This is a genomic window from Acidovorax sp. Leaf73 (genome assembly GCF_916855635.1).
In the GTDB taxonomy this organism is placed as follows: domain Bacteria; phylum Pseudomonadota; class Gammaproteobacteria; order Burkholderiales; family Burkholderiaceae_C; genus Acidovorax; species Acidovorax facilis.
On sequence record NZ_CAKASI010000007.1, the window covers coordinates 190,759 to 211,383 of the forward strand.

Consider the following 20,625-nt stretch of genomic DNA (forward strand, 5'->3'; position numbering starts at 1 on the left):
TTCGCCTCAGTTCTTGAACGGGAAACGGAAACCAGCGAGAAGCGCCTTGGCTTCTTCGTCGGACTTGGCCGTCGTGGTGATGCTGATGTTGAGACCGCGCAAGGCATCGACCTTGTCGTACTCAATTTCAGGGAAGATGATCTGTTCTTTGACGCCGATGTTGTAGTTGCCACGACCGTCGAACGCGCGACCAGAGATACCACGGAAGTCACGAACGCGAGGCAGAGCCACGGTCACGAAACGGTCCAGGAACTCATACATCTGCACGCCACGCAGCGTGACCATGCAACCAATGGCCTGGCCTTCGCGGATCTTGAAACCAGCGATAGCCTTCTTGGCCTTGGTCACCACAGGCTTTTGACCAGCAATCTTGGTCAGGTCAGCCACAGCGTTGTCCATCACCTTCTTGTCCGAGACTGCCTCGCTCACGCCCATGTTCAGCGTGATCTTGGTCAGACGGGGAACCTGCATCGGCGAGGTGTAGCCGAACTGTTTGGCCAGTTCGGGAGCGATCTTGTCGCGGTAAATTTCTTGGAGTCGTGCCATGTTTACCCCTTAGGCCGCCTTGATTTCAGCACCGCTGGACTTGAACACGCGAATGCGCGAACCGTCAGCCTGCACCTTGATGCCCACGCGATCAGCCTTGCCCGTAGCGGCATTGAAGATGGCCACGTTGGACTGATGAATTGGCATGGACTTTTCAACGATGCCGCCCGTCGTACCCTTCATGGGGTTTGGCTTGGCGTGCTTCTTGACCAGATTGATGCCATCGATGACCACGTAGGAGTCATCCTTGCGCAGCGACACCGTGCCGCGCTTGCCCTTGTCACGGCCGGTCAGCACGATGACTTCGTCGCCCTTGCGAATCTTGTTCATGGCGCGTCCTTAGAGAACTTCAGGAGCCAGAGACACGATCTTCATGAACTTCTCGGTACGCAGTTCACGCGTCACGGGTCCAAAGATACGGGTGCCGATAGGCTCCAACTTTGCATTCAGCAACACTGCGGCGTTGCCATCGAATTTGACGAGCGAACCATCGCCGCGACGAATACCCTTCGCCGTGCGAACCACCACTGCACTGTAAACCTCGCCTTTTTTGACGCGGCCACGTGGAGCGGCTTCTTTGATGCTCACCTTGATGATGTCGCCAACGCTTGCATAGCGACGCTTCGAGCCACCCAGCACCTTGATGCAAAGGACGGACTTGGCGCCGGTATTGTCGGCAACCTCTAACCGAGATTCTGTCTGGATCATTTCAATATTCCCAACTTGCACCAGAAGACAACAGCCCCAGAGAACTTCTCAAGGGCTGCAAATCAGCCAGTCAGTCTTGGGCCCGTCGTCCGCACCGCAAACCATTTGCAGCACTTCCCGCTGGGCAGAAACTTCACGTAGGAAACGCGAAGCCCTCGATTATTGCAAAAGACTTTTACGAAGTCAAGCGCCCCATCAGGCCGGAACCTGCAAATACTGTTGCGCCAGCTCCAAAAAGGCATCCAGGTGGGGGTCGGCACCCAGCTCCGCACGCAGGATGTCAGCGACCGCTGGGGCTAGCTCGATGGCCTTGCGGGCATCGAGGAACAATAACCGGGAGCGGCGGGCCAACACATCCTCTACCGTATAGGCGTATTCGTAGCGGGCGGCAAAGCGCACCATGGCTTCTGTCAGCCCCCCACCAAGATCGGTGTGCGCACCGGCAATGTCCCGGACAACCGCCGCCTCGCTCCCGTAGGAGTGCAGCCCCTGAGCATCACTGATGCGATGTTGAACAGCCCCTTCAGGGGTTCCCACCAAGGGCAAACGATTGGTCACACCCGACGGTTTTTCCGGCAGCAGGCCCGTGGTGAAGCATTTTTGCAACACATCTTCGGCCATGGCGCGGTAGGTGGTCCATTTGCCTCCCGTCACGGTGATCAGGCCACTGCGACTGGCGAGCACGGTGTGCTCGCGGCTGATTTTCTTGGTGTTGTCACCATCGTCGTCCTGCGGCTTCACCAGCGGGCGCAGGCCCACCCAGATACTCCGGATGTCTTCCACCTTGGGCGCACGGGTGAGGTAGCGCGCCGATTCGTCCAGGATGAACCGGACCTCTTCGCGGAAAGGCTGCGGCTCACGCACGATGTCCTGGCGCGGACTGTCAGTGGTCCCGAGAATGAGCTTTCCCAGCCACGGCACGGCAAAAAGGACCCGGCCATCGGCCGTCTTGGGAACCATCAGGGCATGGTCGGACGGAAGAAACTCCCGATCCACCACGATATGCACCCCCTGGCTGGGCGCCACAATGGGCTTGACGGGGCGGCCTATGGCCTCTCCGTCCATCTGGCGCAGGGCATCCACCCATACGCCGGTGGCATTCACAACCGTACGCGCGCGCACGGTGAACTGCTGGCCACTGTCTGCGTCTTCACACACAAAGCCTGCAACCTTGCCAGCTTCGTGAATCAACGACCGCGCAGGGCAGTAGTTGACCACCAGGGCGCCCAGGCTGGCAGCCGTTCGCGCCAAGGCCAAGGCCAGACGGGCGTCATCAAACTGTCCGTCCCAGTACTTAACGCCACCCTTGAGGCCTTCGGGGCGGGCCGTGGGCAGGCACTCCAATGTGCGTGCGCGCCCCATGAATTCGGTGGCGCCCAAACCAGCCTTCCCAGCCAAAGCGTCGTACATCTTGAGGCCGATACCGTAAAACGGCGTCTCCCAATAGTGGTATGACGGCATCACAAACGGCAGGGGTTGCGCCAAGTGGGGCGCGTTGTGAAGCAAGGTCGTGCGCTCATGCAACGCCTCGCGCACCAGTGCGATGTTGCCTTGCGCCAGGTAGCGAACACCGCCGTGTACCAATTTGGTCGCCCGGGACGAGGTTCCCTTGGCGAAGTCATGCGAGTCCACCAAGACCACGCTGAACCCTCGGGCCGCCGCATCCAGCGCCACCCCCAGGCCTGTAGCCCCACCGCCAATCACAGCCAGGTCATAGTGGTGGGGCTGGGCCAAACGCGCCAAAAGGTCGGCACGCCGTGTGGGAAGGGGAGCAGAGGCAGTAGTCATGGGGTGATTGTCCATGGGCGAAGCAAAAAATAAGGGTTTACCCTTGAATTTTTGTCACTTCGGGGGGAGATCCGGCCCCAGGCCTGCAAGGCACTGGGGACGGTCTTGAATGAAAAGGCAGCCAGAGACCTTGTGAGCCACGGCTGCCTGAAGCATCGTCACAGTAAGCAGGACGGCGGGTTAGACAGGCTTACCGCGCCTTGCCATCCTTCCAGGCCTGCAACAAGGTGCCGTACGCAATCGTCTGGCCCTTTGGCTTCTCGTTGGCCAACTTGGCCCACGGCGCTTGCTTGTCGCTCAGCCACTTGGCGGTGTCGCTCTTGGGGTTGAGCTTGGGAGCGCAATGGGCCATCCCAGCGCGTTCCAGACGGGCCATCACCTGGTCCATCTCGTCGGCCAGCGTGTCCATGGCGCCTTGGGGCGTCTTTTCCCCCGTCACGGCCTGGGCTACGTTCTTCCACCAGAGCTGGGCCAGCTTGGGGTAGTCAGGCACATTGGTGCCAGTGGGCGACCACGCCACGCGGGCAGGGCTGCGGTAGAACTCCACCAGACCACCCAGCTTGGGCGCCATGTCGGTCATGGCCTTGGACTGGATGTCGGATTCGCGGATCGGGGTCAGGCCGACCATGGTCTTCTTCAGCGACGTGGTCTTGGCCGTCACGAACTGTGCGTAGAGCCAGGCGGCTGCCGTCTTGTTGGCGTCGTGGTCCTTGAAGAAGGTCCAGCTGCCCACGTCCTGGTAGCCGTTTTGCATGCCTTGCTTCCAGTAGGGGCCGTTGGGGCCAGGGGCCATGCGCCACTTGGGCGTGCCGTCGGCATTCACCACGGGCAGGCCGGGCTTGGTCATGTCGGCCGTGAAGGCGGTGTACCAGAAGATCTGCTGCGCGATCTGGCCCTGGGCGGGCACGGGGCCGGCCTCGCCAAAGGTCATGCCCGTGGCTTCCTTGGGCGCGTATTTCTTCATCCAGTCCACGTACTTGGTGAGGGCGTAGACGGCTGCGGGCGAGTTGGTCGCACCGCCACGGGCCACGCTGGCGCCCACGGGCGTGCACTTGTCGTCGGCCACGCGGATGCCCCATTCGTCGATCGGCAGGCCATTGGGCGCGCCGATGTCGGCCGTACCCGCCATGGACAACCAGGCATCGGTGAAGCGCCAGCCCAGCGACGGGTCCTTCTTGCCGTAGTCCATGTGACCATAGATCGGCTTGCCATCGATCTGCTTCACATCGTTGGTGAAGAACTCGGCGATGTCCTCGTAAGCCGACCAGTTCAGCGGCACGCCCAGGTCGTAGCCGTACTTGGCCTTGAACTTGTCCTTGATGTCCTTGCGGTCGAACAAATCGGCACGGAACCAGTACAGGTTGGCAAACTGCTGGTCAGGCAGCTGGTACATCTTTCCATCGGGGCCGGTCGTGAACTTGGTACCGATGTAGTCCTTGAGGTCGATGCCGGGGTTGGTCCATTCCTTGCCCGCAGCGCCCATGTAGTCGGTCAGGTTCAGGATCTTGCCGTAGCGGTAGTGCGTGCCGATCAGGTCCGAGTCCGAGATCCAGCCGTCATAGATGGACTTGCCCGACTGCATGGAGGTCTGCAGCTTCTCGACCACGTCGCCTTCCTGGATCAGGTCGTGCTTGACCTTGATGCCGGTGATTTCCTCGAACGCCTTGGCCAGCGTCTTGGACTCGTATTCGTGGGTGGTGATGGTTTCGGACACCACCGAAATTTCCTTCACGCCCTTGGCCTGGAGTTTTTTGGCTGCGTCGATGAACCACTTCATCTCGGCCATCTGCTGGTCTTTATTCAGCGTGGATGGCTGGAATTCGCTGTCGATCCACTTCTTGGCCTCGGCCTCGCCGGCCCAGGCAGCCTGCCCCATCGCCAGAGCCGCGGCGGCGAAAGCGATCGCCTTGAACTGCATCTTCATTGCTGTCTCCTCTCAGATTGAGACCCCCATTGGTAGACCGGCACCAACCCGGGGGGGAACCAGGCCAGGCCTTCGACACTACAAAAACAATAGCTACAAATGCTTACCCATCAGGCGCAAACGGCCATTTTTTCCTTAACCCTTGCGCATGATCAGCGCCAGCAGCGCCATCGACACCACAAAGCTGATCCAGATCGTCGGGTCGCCCTGCAGGCTGAACCACTGGGCCAGCTTGCCGCTGATGCCCACAAAGATCAGGTTCACGTAGGCGGCCGACAGCAGCCCGATAAAAAGCCGGTCGCCGCGCGTGGTCTCCAGGGGCAGGAAACCCTTGCGCATGGTCGTGGGCGACTTGAGCTCCCACACCGTCATGCCCACCAGCATCAGCACGATGCACGTAAAGAACACTGCCACCGGCAGCGTCCAGGCCATCCAGTCAAACATGTCGCTGCCTCCTCAAACCCGCCCCATCGCAAAGCCTTTTGCGATGTAGTGGCGAACAAACCAGATCACGATGGCACCCGGCACGATGGTCAGCACACCCGCCGCCGCCAGCGTCGCCCAGTCCATGCCCGAGGCACTCACGGTGCGCGTCATGGTGGCCACGATGGGCTTGGCGTTCACGCTGGTCAGCGTGCGGGCCAGCAGCAGCTCCACCCAGCTGAACATGAAACAGAAGAACGCCGCCACGCCGACACCAGCCTTGATCAGCGGCAGGAAGATGGTCATGAAAAAGCGCGGGAAGCTGTAGCCATCGATGTAGGCCGTCTCGTCGATCTCGCGCGGGATGCCGCTCATGAAGCCTTCCAGAATCCACACCGCCAGCGGCACGTTGAACAACAGATGGGCCAGCGCCACGGCAATGTGTGTGTCCATCAGCCCCACGGTGGTGTAGAGCTGGAAGAACGGCAGCAAGAACACGGCCGGGGGTGTCATGCGGTTGGTCAGCAGCCAGAAGAACACATGCTTGTCGCCCATGAACTGGTAGCGGCTGAACGCATAGGCTGCGGGCAGCGCCACGGTGAGCGAGATCACCGTGTTGATCGCCACATAGATCAGGCTGTTGATGTAGCCCGAGTACCAGGACGCATCGGTAAAGATGGTCTTGTAGTTGGCCCAGGTGAAGTTCTGCGGGAAGAACGAGAAGCTCGACAGGATCTCCTCGTTCGTCTTGAAGCTCATGTTGACCATCCAGTAGATGGGCAACAGTGCGAACAGCAGGTACGCAATCAGGAACAGCGTGCGCTTCTGGAAACGTTTTTCATTCATGGCCGGCTCCTTCGTCGCTGACGGTGCCCACGCGCTGCATCCAGTTGTAGAGGATGAAACACAGCAGCAGGATGATGAAGAAATAGATCAGCGAGAACGCTGCGGCAGGGCCCAGGTCGAACTGGCCCACGGCCTTGGTCGTGAGGTACTGGCTGAGGAACGTGGTGGCATTGCCCGGCCCGCCCCCCGTGAGCACGAAGGGCTCGGTATAGATCATGAAACTGTCCATGAAGCGCAGCAGCACCGCAATCATCAGCACGCCGCGCATCTTGGGCAGCTGGATGTAGCGGAACACCGCGAACTTGCTCGCACCGTCGATGCGGGCTGCCTGGTAATACGCGTCGGGGATGGAACGCAACCCGGCAAAGGCCAGCAGCGCGACCAGCGGCGTCCAGTGCCACACATCCATCAGCAGCACCGTGAGCCACGCCTGCGTGGCGTTGCCGGTGTAGCTGTATTCAATGCCCATCTCCTGCAACATCCGGCCCATCAGGCCAATATCGGCACGGCCATAGATCTGCCAGATGGTGCCCACCACGTTCCAGGGGATCAACAGCGACAGCGCCACCACCACCAGCACGGCGGACGACTTCCAGCCCTGCGCGGGCATGGACAGCGCCAGCAGGATGCCCAGCGGAATCTCCACCGCCAACACAGCCAGCGAGAAGGTGATCTGCCGCCATAAGGCCGCGTGCAGCTCCTCGTCGCGCATCACGGCGGCAAACCACTCGGTGCCGACAAACACGCGGCGCTCGGGGCTGATGATGTCCTGCACCGAGTAGTTCACCACTGTCATCAATGGAAGAATGGCCGAGAAGGCCACGCAGATGATGACCGGCAGGATCAGGAACCAGGCCTTCTGGTTCACGGGCTTGGTCGTCGTGCTCATGCCAAAAGCTCCTCATTCTGGTAGTAGCAGGTGTGCTCACCCAGCACCTGCAGCCACACCGTGTCGCCCGCCGAGGGCAGTCGCGTCTCGGGGCTGAAGCGGGCCTTGAGCGTGTGCTCGCCCACCTTCGCGGTCAACATCAGGTAGGTGCCGATGTCCTGCACTTGCGCCACCGTGCAGGCAATGGCGCCGGGTTGCTCTGCTGATGCCAGCGCCAAGTATTCGGGCCGAATACCCACCTGCACCGGGCCCGTCGGTAAAGCACGTCCCACAGGGGCGTGCAGGCGGTGGCCGACGATGCTGAGCTGGCCCGCGTCCACCTGCGCGGGCAAAAAGTTCATGCCTGGGGAGCCGATGAAATGCCCCACAAACACATGCTGGGGCCGCTCGAACAGCGCATCGGCCGAGCCCACCTGCACAGCGCGGCCACGCGTCATGACCACCACCTGGTCCGCAAAGGTCAATGCCTCGACCTGGTCGTGCGTCACGTAGATCAGTGTGAGCTTGAGCTCGTGGTGGATCTGCTTGAGCTTGCGCCGCAGTTGCCATTTCAGGTGCGGGTCGATCACCGTGAGCGGCTCGTCGAACAGCACCGCCGCCACATCGGCGCGCACCAGGCCACGGCCCAGTGAAATCTTCTGTTTCTGGTCTGCCGACAGCCCTGCGGCTCGCAGGTTCAGCTGATGGCTCATCTCCAGCATCTCGGCAATCACGCCCACGCGCTGCTTGATCTGCGCCTCGGGCACCTTGCGGTTCTTCAGCGGAAACGCCAGGTTCTCGGCCACCGTCATGGTGTCGTAGATCACCGGAAACTGGAACACCTGCGCAATGTTGCGCTCCTGCGGGCTGGCACGGGTCACGTCGCGGCCATCAAACAGTACCTTGCCGTGCGAGGGCACGAGCAGACCCGACATGATGTTGAGCATGGTCGTCTTGCCGCAGCCCGAAGGACCCAGCAGCGCATAGGCACCGCCATCCTCGAACTCCATCTTGAGGGGCAGCAGCGCGTAGTCGCTGTCCTGCTGCGGGTTCGGCTTGTACGAATGCGCCAAGTCCAGACTGATGCGGGCCATCTCAACGCCCTCCTTGTACAGCGTTCGGGCGCGCGGGCGCCCATGCCAGTCGGCCGTCGGCACCAAACACATAGGCCTGAGCCGGGTCCAGGTGCAGCGTGATGGGCGTGCCCAGTTCAAAGTAATGCACCCCGGTCAACTGCGCCACCAAATCGCCCCAGGGCGTGGCCGCGTGCACAAAGGTGTCCGAGCCCGAAATTTCGGCCAGCTCGACCACTCCGCCCACGCTGATGTCGCCCGGGCGAGCCACCACGCGCAGCGCACTGGCGCGCACACCCACCGTGAGCCCTGCCGCCGTGGCCACACCTTGGGACAGGGGCACGGCCAGTTCTGCGCCGCCCTCCAAGCGCACACCCCCTGGGACCGCCGATGCGGCAATGAGATTCATGGGCGGGTCGCTGAAAGCACGCGCCACACGCAGCGAGTTGGGCGCATGGAACACCTCGGCCGTGGGGCCGTACTGCAGCAACTGACCTTCGTCGAGCACAGCGGTGTAGCCGCCGAGCAGCAGGGCCTCGCCCGGCTCGGTGGTGGCATACACCACGGTGGACTGGCCTGCAGCAAACAGCTGGGTCAGTTCTTCGCGCAACTCTTCACGCAGCTTGTAGTCCAGGTTCACCAGCGGTTCGTCCAGCAGCATCAGCGGCGCACCCTTGGCCAAGGCGCGGGCCAGTGCCACGCGCTGCTGCTGCCCACCCGACAGCTCGGCCGGGTAGCGATCGAGAAACATGTCGATGTGCAGGCGGCTTGCAATTTCGCGCACGCGGGCGTCGATGTTCTTTTCGCCGCGCAGCTTCAGGGGCGACGCAATATTGGCCGCAACCTTCATGGAGGGATAGTTGATGAACTGCTGGTACACCATGGCCACGTTGCGGTCGCGCACGGGCATGCCGGTCACGTCCACACCATCCACCATCACGCGCCCGGCCGTGGGCGTATCGAGCCCCGCCATGATGCGCATCAGGCTGGTCTTGCCCGCCTGCGTGGCGCCCAGCAGCACCGTGACGGCGCCGCTATGCAGCGCCAGGCTCATGTCGTGGAGCCAAGTCTGCGGCCCTACCTTCTTGCTGATGCTGTCCAGTGCCAGCTGCATCACGCAACCTTTCTAATGGCCCCCTGGGGGCTGTGTGGATCTGGCTTTCTGCTGCGCACGCAGCAAAGTGCCTCGTTTTCGATTGCGTTCATTTTTGTTCTTTTTTGATCGTATCGAATCAAGGTTTACCCTTAATGAGTTCCTTTTTGTTCGATTTAAAGTATCTCCACCCCATAAGCCGATTGATTCGCGTGAATACGAACCCCCGACAACTGCTGCTTCTCGAAGAAGTCCGCGCGCGCAAATCCGCCACGGTGGAACAACTGGCAGACACCCTGGGCGTGACCCTGCAGACCGTGCGACGTGACGTGCAGCGCCTGGCCGAGTCCGGCCTGCTCACGCGCTTTCATGGTGGCGTGCGCGTGCCCAGCTCCACGGTGGAAAACCTGGCCCACACCCAGCGCGAGACACTGCACGCCGAAGGCAAGGCCCGCATCGCGCGCGCCGTGGCCGAACAAGTGCCCAACGACTGCTCGCTGATCCTGAACATCGGCACCACTACCGAGGCCATCGCCAAAGCCCTGCTGCACCACCGGGGCCTGCGCGTGATCACCAACAACCTGAACGTGGCCGCCATCCTGAGCGGCAACCCCGAGTGCGAGGTCATCGTGGCCGGCGGCGTGGTGCGCGCTCGCGACCGGGGCATCGTGGGCGAAGCGGCGGTGGACTTCATCCGCCAGTTCAAGGTGGACATTGCGCTCATCGGCATCTCGGGCATCGAGCCCGATGGCTCCCTGCGCGACTTCGACTACCGCGAAGTGAAGGTGGCGCAAACCATCATCGAACACGCACGCGAGGTCTGGCTGGCGGCCGACTTCAGCAAGTTCAACCGCCCAGCCATGGTGCAACTGGCCACACTGGCGCAAATCGACCACCTGTTCACCGACGCGCCGCCGCCGGAGCCGTTTCCGGCGTTGCTGCAAGACGCCGAAGTCGTTTGCACTGTGGCCGCTTGATCACCTGACATTCACCATGACCTACCTGCTCGCACTCGACCAAGGCACCTCCAGCTCCCGAAGCATCGTTTTCGACGAAGGCGGCCACATCGTGGCGCAGGCCCAGCTGGAGCTGCCGCAGATCTACCCCCAGCCCGGCTGGGTGGAGCACGACCCGCTGGAGATCTGGCGCACCCAGCTCGCCACCGCACGCGATGCTCTGGCCAAGGCGGGCATTGCCGCGAGCGCCGTGCGCGCCGTGGGCATCACCAACCAGCGCGAAACCACGGTGCTATGGAACCGCCAAACCGGCCAGCCCGTGCACCACGCCATCGTGTGGCAAGACCGGCGTGCCGAGCCCGCCTGCGCCCAGTTGCGCGAGCAAGGCCATGCCGCCACCATCCAGGCCAAGACGGGCCTGCTGGTGGATGCCTACTTCTCCGGCACCAAGCTGCAGTGGCTGCTGGACCATGTGCCCGGCGCCCGTGAAGCCGCAGAGCGCGGTGAGCTGGCCTTTGGCACGGTGGACAGCTGGCTGATGTGGAAGCTCACCCACGGCAAGGTGCACGTCACGGATGTGAGCAACGCCTCGCGCACCATGCTGTTCAATGTGCACACCAACCAGTGGGACGACGAGCTGCTGGCGCTGCTGCGCATTCCCAAGGCGCTGATGCCCGAGGTACTGCCATCCAGCGCCCACTTTGGCGACATCGCGGCCGACCTGCTGGGCCACGCCATCCGCATTGGCGGCGTGGCGGGTGACCAGCAAAGCGCGCTGTTCGGCCAGGCCTGCTTCACCGCCGGCATGGCCAAGAACACCTATGGCACGGGCTGCTTCATGCTCATGCACACGGGCGGCACGTTCCAGACCTCGCAGAACGGCCTGCTCACCACCAGCGCAGCGCAAGCGACGGCGCAACCTGAATTTGCGATGGAAGGCAGCGTGTTTGTCGGCGGCGCGGTGGTGCAGTGGCTGCGCGACGGGCTGCGCGCCATCTCCACCAGCAACGAGGTGGAATCGCTTGCGCAGAGCGTGCCCGATTCGGGCGGCGTGATGATGGTGCCCGCCTTCACCGGCCTGGGCGCCCCGTACTGGAAACCCGACTCGCGCGGCACCATCACCGGCCTCACACGCGGCACCACGCTGGGCCACATCGCCCGCGCGGCGCTGGAGAGCATTGCCTACCAGAGCGCCGCCCTGCTGCTGGCCATGAGCCGCGACGCCGTGGCCGCCGGCGGCGCCCCGGTGAGCGAGCTGCGTGTGGACGGCGGCGCCTGCATCAACGACTTGCTGATGCAGTTCCAGGCCGACCTGCTGGGCATTCCGGTGGTACGGCCTGCCGTCATCGAGACCACGGCGCTCGGGGCCGCGTACCTGGCCGGGCTGTCGAGCGGCGTGTACCGCAGCACGGATGAACTCTCGCAGCTCTGGCGCGCCGACCGGCGCTTTGTGCCCACGCTCAGCAGCGCCCGCGCGCAGGAGCTGATGGCGAACTGGGAACACGCCGTTCGCCAAACAGTAGCTGAGTAGCTCCCCCTGAGGCGCTGCGCGCCTTCCCCCTCTCTGCTTCGCTTTGCTCGCGGAGGGAGACGCTCCCAGCGCGGCGGGGCGGCCCTTGCGCGGGAGCACTGGCTTTGGCCACGCCGGTTGCACGAGTCTTCGAGCAACTCATAGGTCTAGCGGCGCTACCATCGGCTCTCCCTTTCCAGCCTGCCCGCAAAATGACCGCTCCAGCCACAGCAAACTCCTCCCTTCCCACCATCGCCTTCATCGGCGGCGGCAACATGGCCAGCGCCATCATTGGCGGGCTGATCCGCCAGGGCCATCCGGCCAGCCAGATCGAGGTGGTCGAGCCCTACGCCCCCACGCGCGAGGCGTTGCTCAAGAACTTTGGACTCACGGCGCAGCCCGAGGCGGGCGCCGCACTGCAGCGCGCCAGCATCGTGGTCTGGGCCGTCAAGCCGCAGACCTTCAAGGACGCGGCCGCGCAGGCCAAGGCGCACACCCAGCAGGCCCTGCACCTGAGCGTGGCGGCGGGCATCCGCTCGGACAGCATCGCCCAGTGGCTGGGCACCGAGCGCATCGTGCGCACCATGCCCAACACGCCCGCGCTGGTGGGCAAGGGCATGAGCGCGATCTACGCACGCCCCGCCGTGACCAGCGCCGAGCGCCAGAGCGTGGAGGCCATCATGGCGTCCACCGGCGAATTCCTGTGGGTGGAAAGCGAGACCCAGCTGGACGCTGTCACCGCCCTCTCAGGCTCGGGCCCGGCCTATGTGTTCTATTTCCTCGAAGCCATGACGCGCGCTGGTGTGGGCATGGGCCTGACCGAGGCGCAGGCGCACCAGCTGGCCGTGGGCACCTTTGTGGGCGCCTCGGAGCTGGCCCGCCGCTCGGACGAGCCCCCGGCCGTGCTGCGTGAACGCGTCACCTCCAAGGGCGGCACCACCTATGCCGCCCTGCAGTCGATGGAAGCCAGCGGCGTGTCGCGGGCGTTCGAGGCCGCCATGCGCGCTGCCGAAAAGCGTGCCAACGAACTCGGCAACGAGTTCGGATCTTGATGTTTTGGGGCGGTAGCGCTAGTCGATCAAGCGCTGACTGCTATTAATTTGTGAGTACCGCCCGCACCAGATAGCTGCCCGCAATGCCCGCAAACACCGTGGCGCCCAGCCAGTGGTTGATGCGGAACGCCTTGAAGCAGCCCTCGCGGGTGCGGGTGCGGATCAGGGTGAAGTGCCACACGGCCTGGGCCAGCGCCACCGCAAGCGCTACATAAAATATAGCACCCAAGGCATACGGCTGTAGCGCTACCGCCCAAATACCCAAGAAAAGCAGATAAAACACCACGATGGCGGCCACATCCAGGCGCCCCAGGGTGATGGCCGAGGTCTTGATGCCGATCTTCAGGTCGTCGTCCCGGTCCACCATGGCGTATTCGGTGTCGTAGGCCAGCACCCAGAACATATTGCCCAGCCACATCCACCACGCCACCGCAGGCACGCTGCCCTGCACGGCGGCAAACGCGATGACGATGCCGAAGTTGAACGCAATGCCCAGCACCGCCTGGGGCATGGAGATGATGCGTTTGGTGAACGGGTAGGCAATGGCCACCAGCACGGCGGGCACCGACCAGGCGATGGCGGCGGTGTTGGTGGTGAGCACCAAGCCAAACGACACCAGCGCCAGCACCGCCCCCAGGCCCAGCGCCTCCTTCACCGACACCGCACCGGTGGTGACCGGGCGCTGCGCCGTGCGCTTGACGTGTTTGTCAAAGTCGCGGTCGGCCACGTCGTTCACACAGCAGCCCGCGCTGCGCATGAGGATGGTGCCCAGCACAAACACCGCCAGCAGGTGCCAGCCCGGGAAGCCGTCGGCCGCAATCCACAGCGCGCTCAGCGTGGGCCACAGGCACACCAGCCAGCCAGCAGGGCGGTCCCAGCGGATCAGGTCGAGATAGAGCGAAAAACGGCTGCGGGGGGAAACAGGGGACGACGACATGATGGGACCATTACAAGAGCAGGCTCCGCAGCAAGACGCTGCGGCGGGTGGCGGGCCACGGGCGCACAGAATGTAGCAGCAGCGCCGCGACTGGGGCACGCATCACGAGGCCAGGTAACCGCCCCAGCGCGCGCAAAAAACCCGTTAAAGTCTCCGCTCGTTCCCCCAACGCACCGCCCCCTGCGGCACCAACGCATGCCCCATACATCGACCTCCCAGGCCGCCACGCGTTTTGCTGTCCCCCGCGGAATGCTGGTGGGATTTGTGATTGCTGCCCTCGCCACGGTGCTGATCGCGCTGGTGAACTTCCGCACCGCCCAGGTGCGCGCGCAAGCGGTGGAAGCCATGGACGAAACCACGGTGACCATGCGCCACCTCAACCTGTTCGTGTCCTCGCTGAAAGACGCCGAGACCGGGCAACGCGGCTATCTGCTGACGGGGGACGACACCTATCTGCAGCCCTACAACCTGTCCCTGGGCGCCATGGAGCGCAACATGGCGCGCCTCAAGGAGCTCACGGACGACAGCGCCGTGCAGCGCCGCCTGGTGCTGCAGATCGACGACCTGCGCCACGAAAAACTGCGCGAGCTGGGCGAGACCATTGAACTGCGCCGCTCGAAGGGCCAGGAAGCCGCCGTGGCCGTGACCCGCAGTGATGCCGGCCGGGTGCTGATGGACCGCATCCGCGACCTGGCATCGGACCTGTCCACACTGCTGAACCAGCAGCTGGAAAACGAACGCAAGCAATGGGTGGAGGCGGCGGCCATGTCCACCTACTACTCCTGGGGCGGATCGTTCGTGCTGCTGGTGCTCATCTGCCTGTCGGCCGCCGCCAATGCGCGGGAGTACCGCCTCAAGGCCCAGCAGTCGTGGGTGGCGGCCGGCCTCAACGGGCTGAGCCAGCGCATCCAGGGCGACCACCGGCTGGAGGACCTGGGCCAGCTCACGCTCGAATACCTGGCGCAATACCTGCGCGCGGCCGTGGGGGCGGGCTATGTGGCCGACTGCAACGGCGCGCTCACCCTGTTTGGCGGCTACGCCCTGCCGCGCGAGCGGCTGGAGCAGCGCCTGCTGCCCGGCGAAGGCCTGGTGGGCCAGGTCGCGCGCTCGCGCCAGATGCTGCATGTGCGCGATGTGCCAGCCGGGCACCTGATGGTGTCGTCCAGCACGGGCCAGTCCGCACCGACCGAACTGCTGCTGGCGCCCGCCATCGAGAACGGCGAAGTCTTTGCCGTGATCGAGCTGGGCTTTCATCGCCCGCTGACCGAGCCTGAGCGCACCCTGATGGAACGCGCCTCGGGCATTCTGGCGGTGGCGATCCGCGCTGGGATTGACCGCAACCGCCTGGAAGCCTTGCTGGAAGAAACCCAGCGCCAGTCCGAAGAGCTGCAGACCCAGCAGGAAGAGCTGCGTGTGAGCAACGAGGAGCTGGAGCAGCAAAGCCGCATCCTGCAAGAGTCGCAGGCCCAGATGGAGGTGCAGCAGACCGAGCTGGAGCAGACCAACGCCCACCTGGAGGCGCAGACCCAGCAGCTGGAATACCAACGCGAACAACTGCTGCGCGCCCAAAGCGCCATGACGGACAAGGCCCGCGAACTGGAGCTGGCCAGCCAGTACAAGAGCGAGTTCCTGGCCAACATGAGCCACGAGCTGCGCACACCGCTCAACTCCACCCTGATCCTCGCCAAACTGCTGTCCGACAACAAGCCGGGCAACCTGAGCGCCGAGCAGGTGAAGTACGCGCAGACCATCTACGCGGCGGGCAACGACCTGCTGGCACTCATCAACGACATCCTCGACCTGTCCAAGATCGAAGCCGGCCAGGCCACCGTGTCGGTGGAAACGGTGACGCTGTCCAAGGCACTGCAAACCCTGATCGACCCGCTGCGCCCGCTGGCGCAAGAAAAGGGCCTGACACTCACGGCCACCGTCGCGCCCGACGCACCCGCCACGCTGGACACCGACCCGCAGCGCCTGGGGCAGGTGCTCAAGAACTTGCTGTCCAACGCGCTCAAGTTCACCGAGAAAGGCTCGGTGGCGCTGCATGTGTCGCGCAACCCGGACGACACGCTGTCGTTTGCCGTCAAGGACACCGGCATCGGCATTCCGGCGCACCAGCAGGAGCTGATTTTCGAAGCCTTCCGCCAGGCCGATGGCAGCACCCACCGCAAGTACGGCGGCACAGGCCTGGGCCTGTCGATCTCGCGCGATCTGGCGCAGCTGCTGGGTGGGTCCATCCACGTGCACAGCACGCCGGGCGAGGGCAGCGTTTTCACCCTGGTCCTGCCCCAGAAGCTGCTGCCTTCGTCGCCTGAAGCTGAACCCGCAATGCCGCTGGCGGCGCCTTCGCCAGCCCACGCGACGGCACCGGTCGTCGCACCGGCTGCTTCTGCCCCCGCGTTGCCACCCGCAGCGGCCCCTACCGCACCCGTAGCCCAGCGCCGCGCGAGCGCGCGCAGCATTCTGGTGATTGAGGACGACGTGCGCTTTGCGCAGATCCTGAGCGACCTGGCCGGTGAGATGGACTTTGACTGCCACCTGGCCCACAACGCGGCGGATGGCCTGGCCTACGCCGTACACAGCCTGCCCAGCGCCATCGTGCTGGACGTGAACCTGCCCGACTTCTCGGGCCTGGGCGTGCTCGACCAGCTCAAGCGCAACCCGGCCACGCGCCACATTCCGGTGCATGTGGTGTCGGTGGCCGACTACTCGCAAGAGGCCCTGGGCCGGGGCGCCGTGGGCTATGCCCTCAAGCCCGTCAAGCGCGACGAGCTGGTGCATGCCCTGCAGCGGCTCGAAGCCAAATTCACCCAGGACCTGCGGCGCGTGCTGGTGGTGGAAGACGACGAGCGACAGCGCGAGAGCGTGCGCCACCTGCTCACCAACGACGACGTGGAGATCGTGGGCGCAGGCACGGCGGCCGAGGCGCTGGCGCACCTGCGCGGCTCCACCTTCGACTGCATGGTGATGGACCTGAACCTGCCCGACCTGAGCGGCTACGAATTGCTGCAGCAGATGACGGAGCAGGACGGCGTCTCCTTCCCGCCCGTCATCGTGTACACAGGCCGCGCCCTGTCGCGCGACGAGGAGCAGCAGCTGCGCCGGTTCTCCAAGTCCATCATCATCAAAGACGCGCGCTCCCCCGAGCGGCTGCTCGACGAGGTCACGCTGTTCCTGCACCAGGTGGAGTCGGAGCTGTCGGCAGAGCACCGCCAGATGCTGCAGGTGGCCCGCAACCGCGAGACTGCCCTGGAAGGCCGCAACGTGCTGGTGGTGGAAGACGATGTGCGCAACGTGTTTGCGCTCTCCAGCATCCTGGAGCCCACCGGCATCCGCGTGGAGATCGCGCGCAACGGCCTGGAGGCCCTGCAGGCGCTGGAGCGCGCCGGCAGCGGCGGCCACCCTGCGATTGACCTGGTGCTGATGGACATCATGATGCCGGAGATGGACGGCTACACCGCCATGCGCGAGATCCGCAACCGCCCCGAGTGGCGCCGCCTGCCCATCATCGCGTTGACCGCCAAGGCCATGAAGGACGATCAGGAAAAATGCCTGGCCGCCGGGGCCAATGACTACATCGCCAAACCGCTGGACGTGGAGAAGCTGCTGTCCCTGGTGCGGGTGTGGATGCCCAAGTAGGCCCCGCCATGCCCCATCGCAAGGCCCGCACCGCCGACATCGAGCAGCGCCTGCTGATCGATGCCATCTACCACCGCTACCACTACGACTTCAGGGGCTACGCGCAGGCGTCGCTCAAGCGGCGGCTGGCGTCGGCGCTGGTGCAGTTTGACTGCAAGACGCTGTCGCAGCTGCAGGACCGCGTGCTGCACGAACCCGCCGTGTTCCCTGCGCTGCTCGAATACCTCACCGTGCAGGTGAGCGACATGTTCCGCGACCCCAGCTACTTCCAGGCGCTGCGCCAGGAGGTGGTGCCGCTGCTGCGCACCTACCCGTCGCTCAAGGTCTGGGTGGCCGGGTGCAGCGCGGGAGAAGAGGTCTATTCGCTGGCCGTCCTGCTGCAGGAAGAAGGCCTGCTGGACCGCACACTGATCTACGCCACGGACATCAACCCGCACGCGCTGCGCGCGGCAGAGTCTGGAGTGTTCGACGTGTCGCGGGTGCCTGCGTTCACCGAGAACCATGCGCGATCCGGCGCCCGCAGTTCGTTGTCGGACTACTACGCTGCTGGCTATGGCCGCGTGGTGTTCGACAAGGGCTTGCGCGAGCACATGGTGTTCTCTGACCACAGCCTGGCCACCGACAGCGTGTTTGCCGAGGTTCATCTGGTGTCCTGCCGCAATGTGCTCATCTACTTCGAGCGCGACCTGCAAGACCGCGCCCTGGGGCTGTTCCGCGAGTCGCTGTGCCATCGGGGGTTTCTGGGTCTGGGGTCCAAGGAGTCTCTGCGGTTTTCAGCGCACACCGATGCCTTCGAGGACTTTGTGAAGGAAGACCGCATTTACCGCAAAAAGGCCGGGCTGTGAGCACCACCGACCTCGCGCCCAGACCAGCACCTTCCGGGGGCTACGCAGCCATCGTGGTGGGCGGTTCCTCGGGCGGTATCGACGCCTTGCTGGAACTGCTGCCCGCGCTGCCCGCCACGCTGCAGGCGGCCGTGCTAGTGGTGCTGCACCTGCCCCGGGACCGGCGCAGCCTGCTGGTAGATATTTTTCAGCCCCGCTGCGCAATGCCGATGCGCGAGGCTCAGGACAAGGATGCCATCACTCTGGGCTCGGTGAGCTTTGCGCCACCGGACTACCACCTGCTGGTCGATGCTGGGCCCCAAGGCCCGCATGTGGGGCTGTCGGTAGACCCTCCCCTGCATTTTTCCCGCCCCTCCATCGACGTGCTGTTCGAATCGGCGGCAGACCACTACGGCCCCCGGCTGGTGGGCGTCCTGCTGTCGGGCGCCAATGAAGACGGTGTGCACGGCCTGCAAGCCATTCAGGCGGGGGGCGGCCTCACCATCGTGCAAGACCCCGCCAGCGCCAGCATGCCCACCATGCCGCAGGCGGCCATCGCGGCCTTGGCGGTTGACCACATCCTGCCCCCTGAAGGCATTGCCAGGCTGCTGGTGGACCTGCACCGCCGCCAGCAGCTTTGATACGGGCATATGCGTCCTTCCTTGAGAACCCCATCCACCCTCCCCACCGCCCATGCCCCAGACCGACCGCACCAAATGCCTGCTCGTTGACGATGTCGAGGAAAACCTGATCGCCCTGGAGGCGCTGCTGCAACGCGACGGGCTGGACATCCTCAAGGCCCAGTCGGGCCCCGAGGCCCTGGAACTGCTGCTGGCGCATGACGACGTGGCCCTGGCCTTGCTGGACGTGCAAATGCCCGACATGAACGGCTTCGAGCTGGCGGAACTGATCCGGGGCAGCGAGCGCACCCGGCACATCCCGCTCATCTTCATGACGGCGGGCTCACGCGAGCAGAACTGGCAGTTCCGGGGGTACGAGAGCGGGGCGGTGGACTTTCTCTACAAACCCATCGACCCGCACATGCTCACCAACAAGGCGAGCGTGTTCTTTGAGCTGCACCGGCGCAAGCAGGCGCTGGCGCACGAGCTGCGCGCGCGCACCGAGGCCTTGCGCATCAACGAAATGTTCATGGCAGTGCTGAGCCACGACCTGCGCACACCACTGCAGTCCATCGTCGCGGCGGCCACCGTGCTCAAGCGCCAGCCGCCCCCCGACAAGGCGGTGCTGATGGCCGACCGGGTGCTGGGCGCCAGCCAGCGCATGGGCCACATGATCGAAGACCTGCTGGACGTGACCCGCATTCGCCAGGCGGGCGGGCTGGCGCTGCAGCTGGGCTCCACCCACATGCAGGCGCTGGTGCAGCGCACGCTGGATGAAATGGCCACCAGCCACCCGGAACGCTACATCGGGTCCACCCTGCAAGGCGACCTGGCCGGCACCTGGGATGCCGAACGTCTGTGTCAGGTGATCACCAACCTGGTTGGCAACGCCCTGCACCACGGCAGAGTCGACCACCCTGTGCAGCTTGCAGTGGACGGTACCAGCCCTGAGGAGGTGAGCATCACGGTGTCCAACGGCGGCACCATTCCCTCTGCGCTGCTGCCGCATTTGTTCGACCCGTTCCGGGGTGGAGAGCGTGAGCCCGGCCGCCACCAAGGGCTGGGGCTGGGGCTCTTCATTGCGCACCAGATCGTACGGGCCCACCATGGAACCATCGAGGCCCAGTCACTGGACGATGTCACGACCTTTCGGGTGAGACTGCCGCGCCACTCGCCAGTACGCAACCCCCGCAATTGACTGCGCGCAGCCCAGCACAACAGCGCAGGTCACCACGACCAGGCGGGTGGCGTGATGAATTAAAGGATGAACAGCGAGCGATCGGCGCTAGCAAGCCTCAGCTGGCGGCTGAAGCCAGCGCTGTATGGATGGACTCGAGCAAATGCTCCAGCTCTTCCAGCTCAAAAGGTTTGAGCAATGCGCGCACGTTGGGCCCCCAACTGCGCGGGTGGCTACCTAGCTCGTAGCCGGAGCACAGCACCACCCACCGCTGCGGATCATCCGCCAGCAGCTGGCGGGCCAGTTCCGTGCCCGAAAGGCCGGGCAGGCTGACATCGGTCACCACCACATCAAAGACGTCCCCAGCATCCAGAGCCAGCGCCTCCTCGGCAGTGGCGCAGGGCGTGACCGTCCGGCCTTCACCTTCCATAAGCATGCCGATGGTCTCGCGCAGCTCCGGGTTGTCTTCAACGTACAGGATTCGCATACATCAGAGGGGATTGATACGCCATGCCGCCCTGCGAAGAAGGGAGCATGACCAAAAACCCGCATCATGCGCAGGCGATGGAACTGCGCCATGTAGGACAAGGCGCTCTTCTTCGCTGTGCTGCAGTGTTCTGCGCCCCTCGGGTAATGCGCGT

19 protein-coding genes are annotated in these 20,625 nt (G+C 64.2%); 7 read left to right on the forward strand and 12 right to left on the reverse strand.

The window, feature by feature from the left end; all coding sequences use genetic code 11:
* Positions 1–6: 6 nt before the first annotated feature.
* The 10 genes from rplE to LPA35_RS22780 all read right to left on the reverse strand — a co-directional run bounded on the left by rplE (position 7) and on the right by LPA35_RS22780 (position 9,290).
* Positions 7–546 carry a 50S ribosomal protein L5 gene (gene rplE / locus LPA35_RS22735; protein WP_055395671.1) on the reverse strand — a complete coding sequence of 180 codons (540 nt, stop codon included), beginning with the start codon at positions 544–546 and terminating at the stop codon, positions 7–9.
* A gap of 9 nt (positions 547–555) precedes the next feature.
* Positions 556–876, reverse strand: a complete 321-nt coding sequence (gene rplX, locus LPA35_RS22740) for a 50S ribosomal protein L24 (RefSeq protein ID WP_055395669.1) — start codon at positions 874–876, stop codon at positions 556–558.
* 9 nt (positions 877–885) lie between these two features.
* Complete coding sequence (rplN, locus tag LPA35_RS22745) at positions 886–1,254, reverse strand: 50S ribosomal protein L14 (RefSeq protein WP_007861702.1); 369 nt, start codon at positions 1,252–1,254, stop codon at positions 886–888.
* Between the two features lie 195 nt (positions 1,255–1,449).
* A complete protein-coding gene (locus LPA35_RS22750) occupies positions 1,450–3,042 on the reverse strand; it encodes a glycerol-3-phosphate dehydrogenase/oxidase (protein WP_228899144.1) in 1,593 nt (530 codons plus the stop codon).
* Between the two features lie 190 nt (positions 3,043–3,232).
* A complete protein-coding gene (locus LPA35_RS22755; RefSeq protein ID WP_055395667.1) occupies positions 3,233–4,966 on the reverse strand; it encodes an ABC transporter substrate-binding protein in 1,734 nt (577 codons plus the stop codon).
* Positions 4,967–5,101: 135 nt separating this feature from the next.
* A complete protein-coding gene (locus LPA35_RS22760) occupies positions 5,102–5,410 on the reverse strand; it encodes a DUF2160 domain-containing protein (RefSeq protein ID WP_228899146.1) in 309 nt (102 codons plus the stop codon).
* A gap of 12 nt (positions 5,411–5,422) precedes the next feature.
* The gene (locus LPA35_RS22765; RefSeq protein WP_055395662.1) at positions 5,423–6,235 is read right to left on the reverse strand and encodes a carbohydrate ABC transporter permease; all 813 of its coding nucleotides are present in this window, start codon (positions 6,233–6,235) and stop codon (positions 5,423–5,425) included.
* Entirely contained in the window at positions 6,228–7,124 is an 897-nt protein-coding gene (locus LPA35_RS22770) for a carbohydrate ABC transporter permease (RefSeq protein ID WP_100408926.1), read from the reverse strand. Before LPA35_RS22770 ends, LPA35_RS22765 begins: the two co-directional genes overlap by 8 nt.
* Positions 7,121–8,197: an ABC transporter ATP-binding protein gene (locus LPA35_RS22775; protein WP_228899148.1), complete on the reverse strand. Its 1,077-nt coding sequence runs from the start codon at positions 8,195–8,197 to the stop codon at positions 7,121–7,123. The genes LPA35_RS22770 and LPA35_RS22775 overlap by 4 nt, the downstream gene beginning before the upstream one ends.
* Position 8,198: 1 nt before the next feature.
* Positions 8,199–9,290, reverse strand: coding sequence for an ABC transporter ATP-binding protein (locus LPA35_RS22780; RefSeq protein WP_218301478.1), 1,092 nt, complete (start codon positions 9,288–9,290; stop codon positions 8,199–8,201).
* A gap of 191 nt (positions 9,291–9,481) precedes the next feature.
* Here LPA35_RS22780 and LPA35_RS22785 point away from each other — a divergent pair, with 191 nt between their 5' ends.
* The 3 genes from LPA35_RS22785 (at position 9,482) to proC (ending at position 12,787) form a co-directional block, all read left to right on the forward strand.
* Positions 9,482–10,246, forward strand: coding sequence for a DeoR/GlpR family DNA-binding transcription regulator (locus LPA35_RS22785; RefSeq protein WP_228899150.1), 765 nt, complete (start codon positions 9,482–9,484; stop codon positions 10,244–10,246).
* Positions 10,247–10,262: 16 nt separating this feature from the next.
* A complete protein-coding gene (gene glpK, locus LPA35_RS22790) occupies positions 10,263–11,756 on the forward strand; it encodes a glycerol kinase GlpK (protein WP_228899151.1) in 1,494 nt (497 codons plus the stop codon).
* A 191-nt stretch (positions 11,757–11,947) separates the two neighbouring features.
* On the forward strand, positions 11,948–12,787 hold the full coding sequence (gene proC, locus LPA35_RS22795) for a pyrroline-5-carboxylate reductase (protein ID WP_228899152.1): 840 nt from the start codon (positions 11,948–11,950) through the stop codon (positions 12,785–12,787).
* A 43-nt stretch (positions 12,788–12,830) separates the two neighbouring features.
* Here proC and ubiA read toward each other — a convergent pair whose 3' ends face one another.
* A complete protein-coding gene (gene ubiA / locus LPA35_RS22800) occupies positions 12,831–13,724 on the reverse strand; it encodes a 4-hydroxybenzoate octaprenyltransferase (protein ID WP_228899153.1) in 894 nt (297 codons plus the stop codon).
* A gap of 195 nt (positions 13,725–13,919) precedes the next feature.
* Between ubiA and LPA35_RS22805 the strand changes: the two genes are divergently transcribed.
* The 4 genes from LPA35_RS22805 to LPA35_RS22820 are packed head-to-tail and all read left to right on the forward strand — an operon-like array spanning position 13,920 to position 20,005.
* Positions 13,920–17,363, forward strand: a complete 3,444-nt coding sequence (locus LPA35_RS22805; RefSeq protein ID WP_228899155.1) for a response regulator — start codon at positions 13,920–13,922, stop codon at positions 17,361–17,363.
* An 8-nt stretch (positions 17,364–17,371) separates the two neighbouring features.
* Positions 17,372–18,208, forward strand: coding sequence for a protein-glutamate O-methyltransferase CheR (locus LPA35_RS22810; protein ID WP_228899157.1), 837 nt, complete (start codon positions 17,372–17,374; stop codon positions 18,206–18,208).
* Complete coding sequence (locus LPA35_RS22815; RefSeq protein ID WP_056065346.1) at positions 18,205–18,828, forward strand: chemotaxis protein CheB; 624 nt, start codon at positions 18,205–18,207, stop codon at positions 18,826–18,828. The genes LPA35_RS22810 and LPA35_RS22815 overlap by 4 nt, the downstream gene beginning before the upstream one ends.
* Before the next feature lie 52 nt (positions 18,829–18,880).
* Positions 18,881–20,005, forward strand: coding sequence for a hybrid sensor histidine kinase/response regulator (locus LPA35_RS22820; RefSeq protein ID WP_228899159.1), 1,125 nt, complete (start codon positions 18,881–18,883; stop codon positions 20,003–20,005).
* A gap of 97 nt (positions 20,006–20,102) precedes the next feature.
* Here LPA35_RS22820 and LPA35_RS22825 read toward each other — a convergent pair whose 3' ends face one another.
* Positions 20,103–20,471: a response regulator gene (locus tag LPA35_RS22825; RefSeq protein ID WP_228899161.1), complete on the reverse strand. Its 369-nt coding sequence runs from the start codon at positions 20,469–20,471 to the stop codon at positions 20,103–20,105.
* Positions 20,472–20,625: the final 154 nt, after the last annotated feature.

Excerpts from the sequence above, each read along its gene's own strand:
- LPA35_RS22775 (WP_228899148.1), bottom strand. The coding sequence starts at position 8,197 with ATGGCCCGCATCAGTCTGGACTTGGCGCATTCGTACAAGCCGAACCCG.
- LPA35_RS22770 (WP_100408926.1), bottom strand. The coding sequence starts at position 7,124 with ATGAGCACGACGACCAAGCCCGTGAACCAGAAGGCCTGGTTCCTGATC.
- LPA35_RS22760 (WP_228899146.1), bottom strand. The coding sequence starts at position 5,410 with ATGTTTGACTGGATGGCCTGGACGCTGCCGGTGGCAGTGTTCTTTACG.
- rplN (WP_007861702.1), bottom strand. The coding sequence starts at position 1,254 with ATGATCCAGACAGAATCTCGGTTAGAGGTTGCCGACAATACCGGCGCC.
- LPA35_RS22780 (WP_218301478.1), bottom strand. The coding sequence starts at position 9,290 with ATGCAGCTGGCACTGGACAGCATCAGCAAGAAGGTAGGGCCGCAGACT.
- rplE (WP_055395671.1), bottom strand. The coding sequence starts at position 546 with ATGGCACGACTCCAAGAAATTTACCGCGACAAGATCGCTCCCGAACTG.
- proC (WP_228899152.1), top strand. The coding sequence starts at position 11,948 with ATGACCGCTCCAGCCACAGCAAACTCCTCCCTTCCCACCATCGCCTTC.
- LPA35_RS22750 (WP_228899144.1), bottom strand. The coding sequence starts at position 3,042 with ATGACTACTGCCTCTGCTCCCCTTCCCACACGGCGTGCCGACCTTTTG.
- LPA35_RS22805 (WP_228899155.1), top strand. The coding sequence starts at position 13,920 with ATGCCCCATACATCGACCTCCCAGGCCGCCACGCGTTTTGCTGTCCCC.
- LPA35_RS22765 (WP_055395662.1), bottom strand. The coding sequence starts at position 6,235 with ATGAATGAAAAACGTTTCCAGAAGCGCACGCTGTTCCTGATTGCGTAC.
- LPA35_RS22820 (WP_228899159.1), top strand. The coding sequence starts at position 18,881 with ATGCCCCAGACCGACCGCACCAAATGCCTGCTCGTTGACGATGTCGAG.
- rplX (WP_055395669.1), bottom strand. The coding sequence starts at position 876 with ATGAACAAGATTCGCAAGGGCGACGAAGTCATCGTGCTGACCGGCCGT.
- LPA35_RS22810 (WP_228899157.1), top strand. The coding sequence starts at position 17,372 with ATGCCCCATCGCAAGGCCCGCACCGCCGACATCGAGCAGCGCCTGCTG.
- ubiA (WP_228899153.1), bottom strand. The coding sequence starts at position 13,724 with ATGTCGTCGTCCCCTGTTTCCCCCCGCAGCCGTTTTTCGCTCTATCTC.
- LPA35_RS22755 (WP_055395667.1), bottom strand. The coding sequence starts at position 4,966 with ATGAAGATGCAGTTCAAGGCGATCGCTTTCGCCGCCGCGGCTCTGGCG.
- LPA35_RS22825 (WP_228899161.1), bottom strand. The coding sequence starts at position 20,471 with ATGCGAATCCTGTACGTTGAAGACAACCCGGAGCTGCGCGAGACCATC.
- glpK (WP_228899151.1), top strand. The coding sequence starts at position 10,263 with ATGACCTACCTGCTCGCACTCGACCAAGGCACCTCCAGCTCCCGAAGC.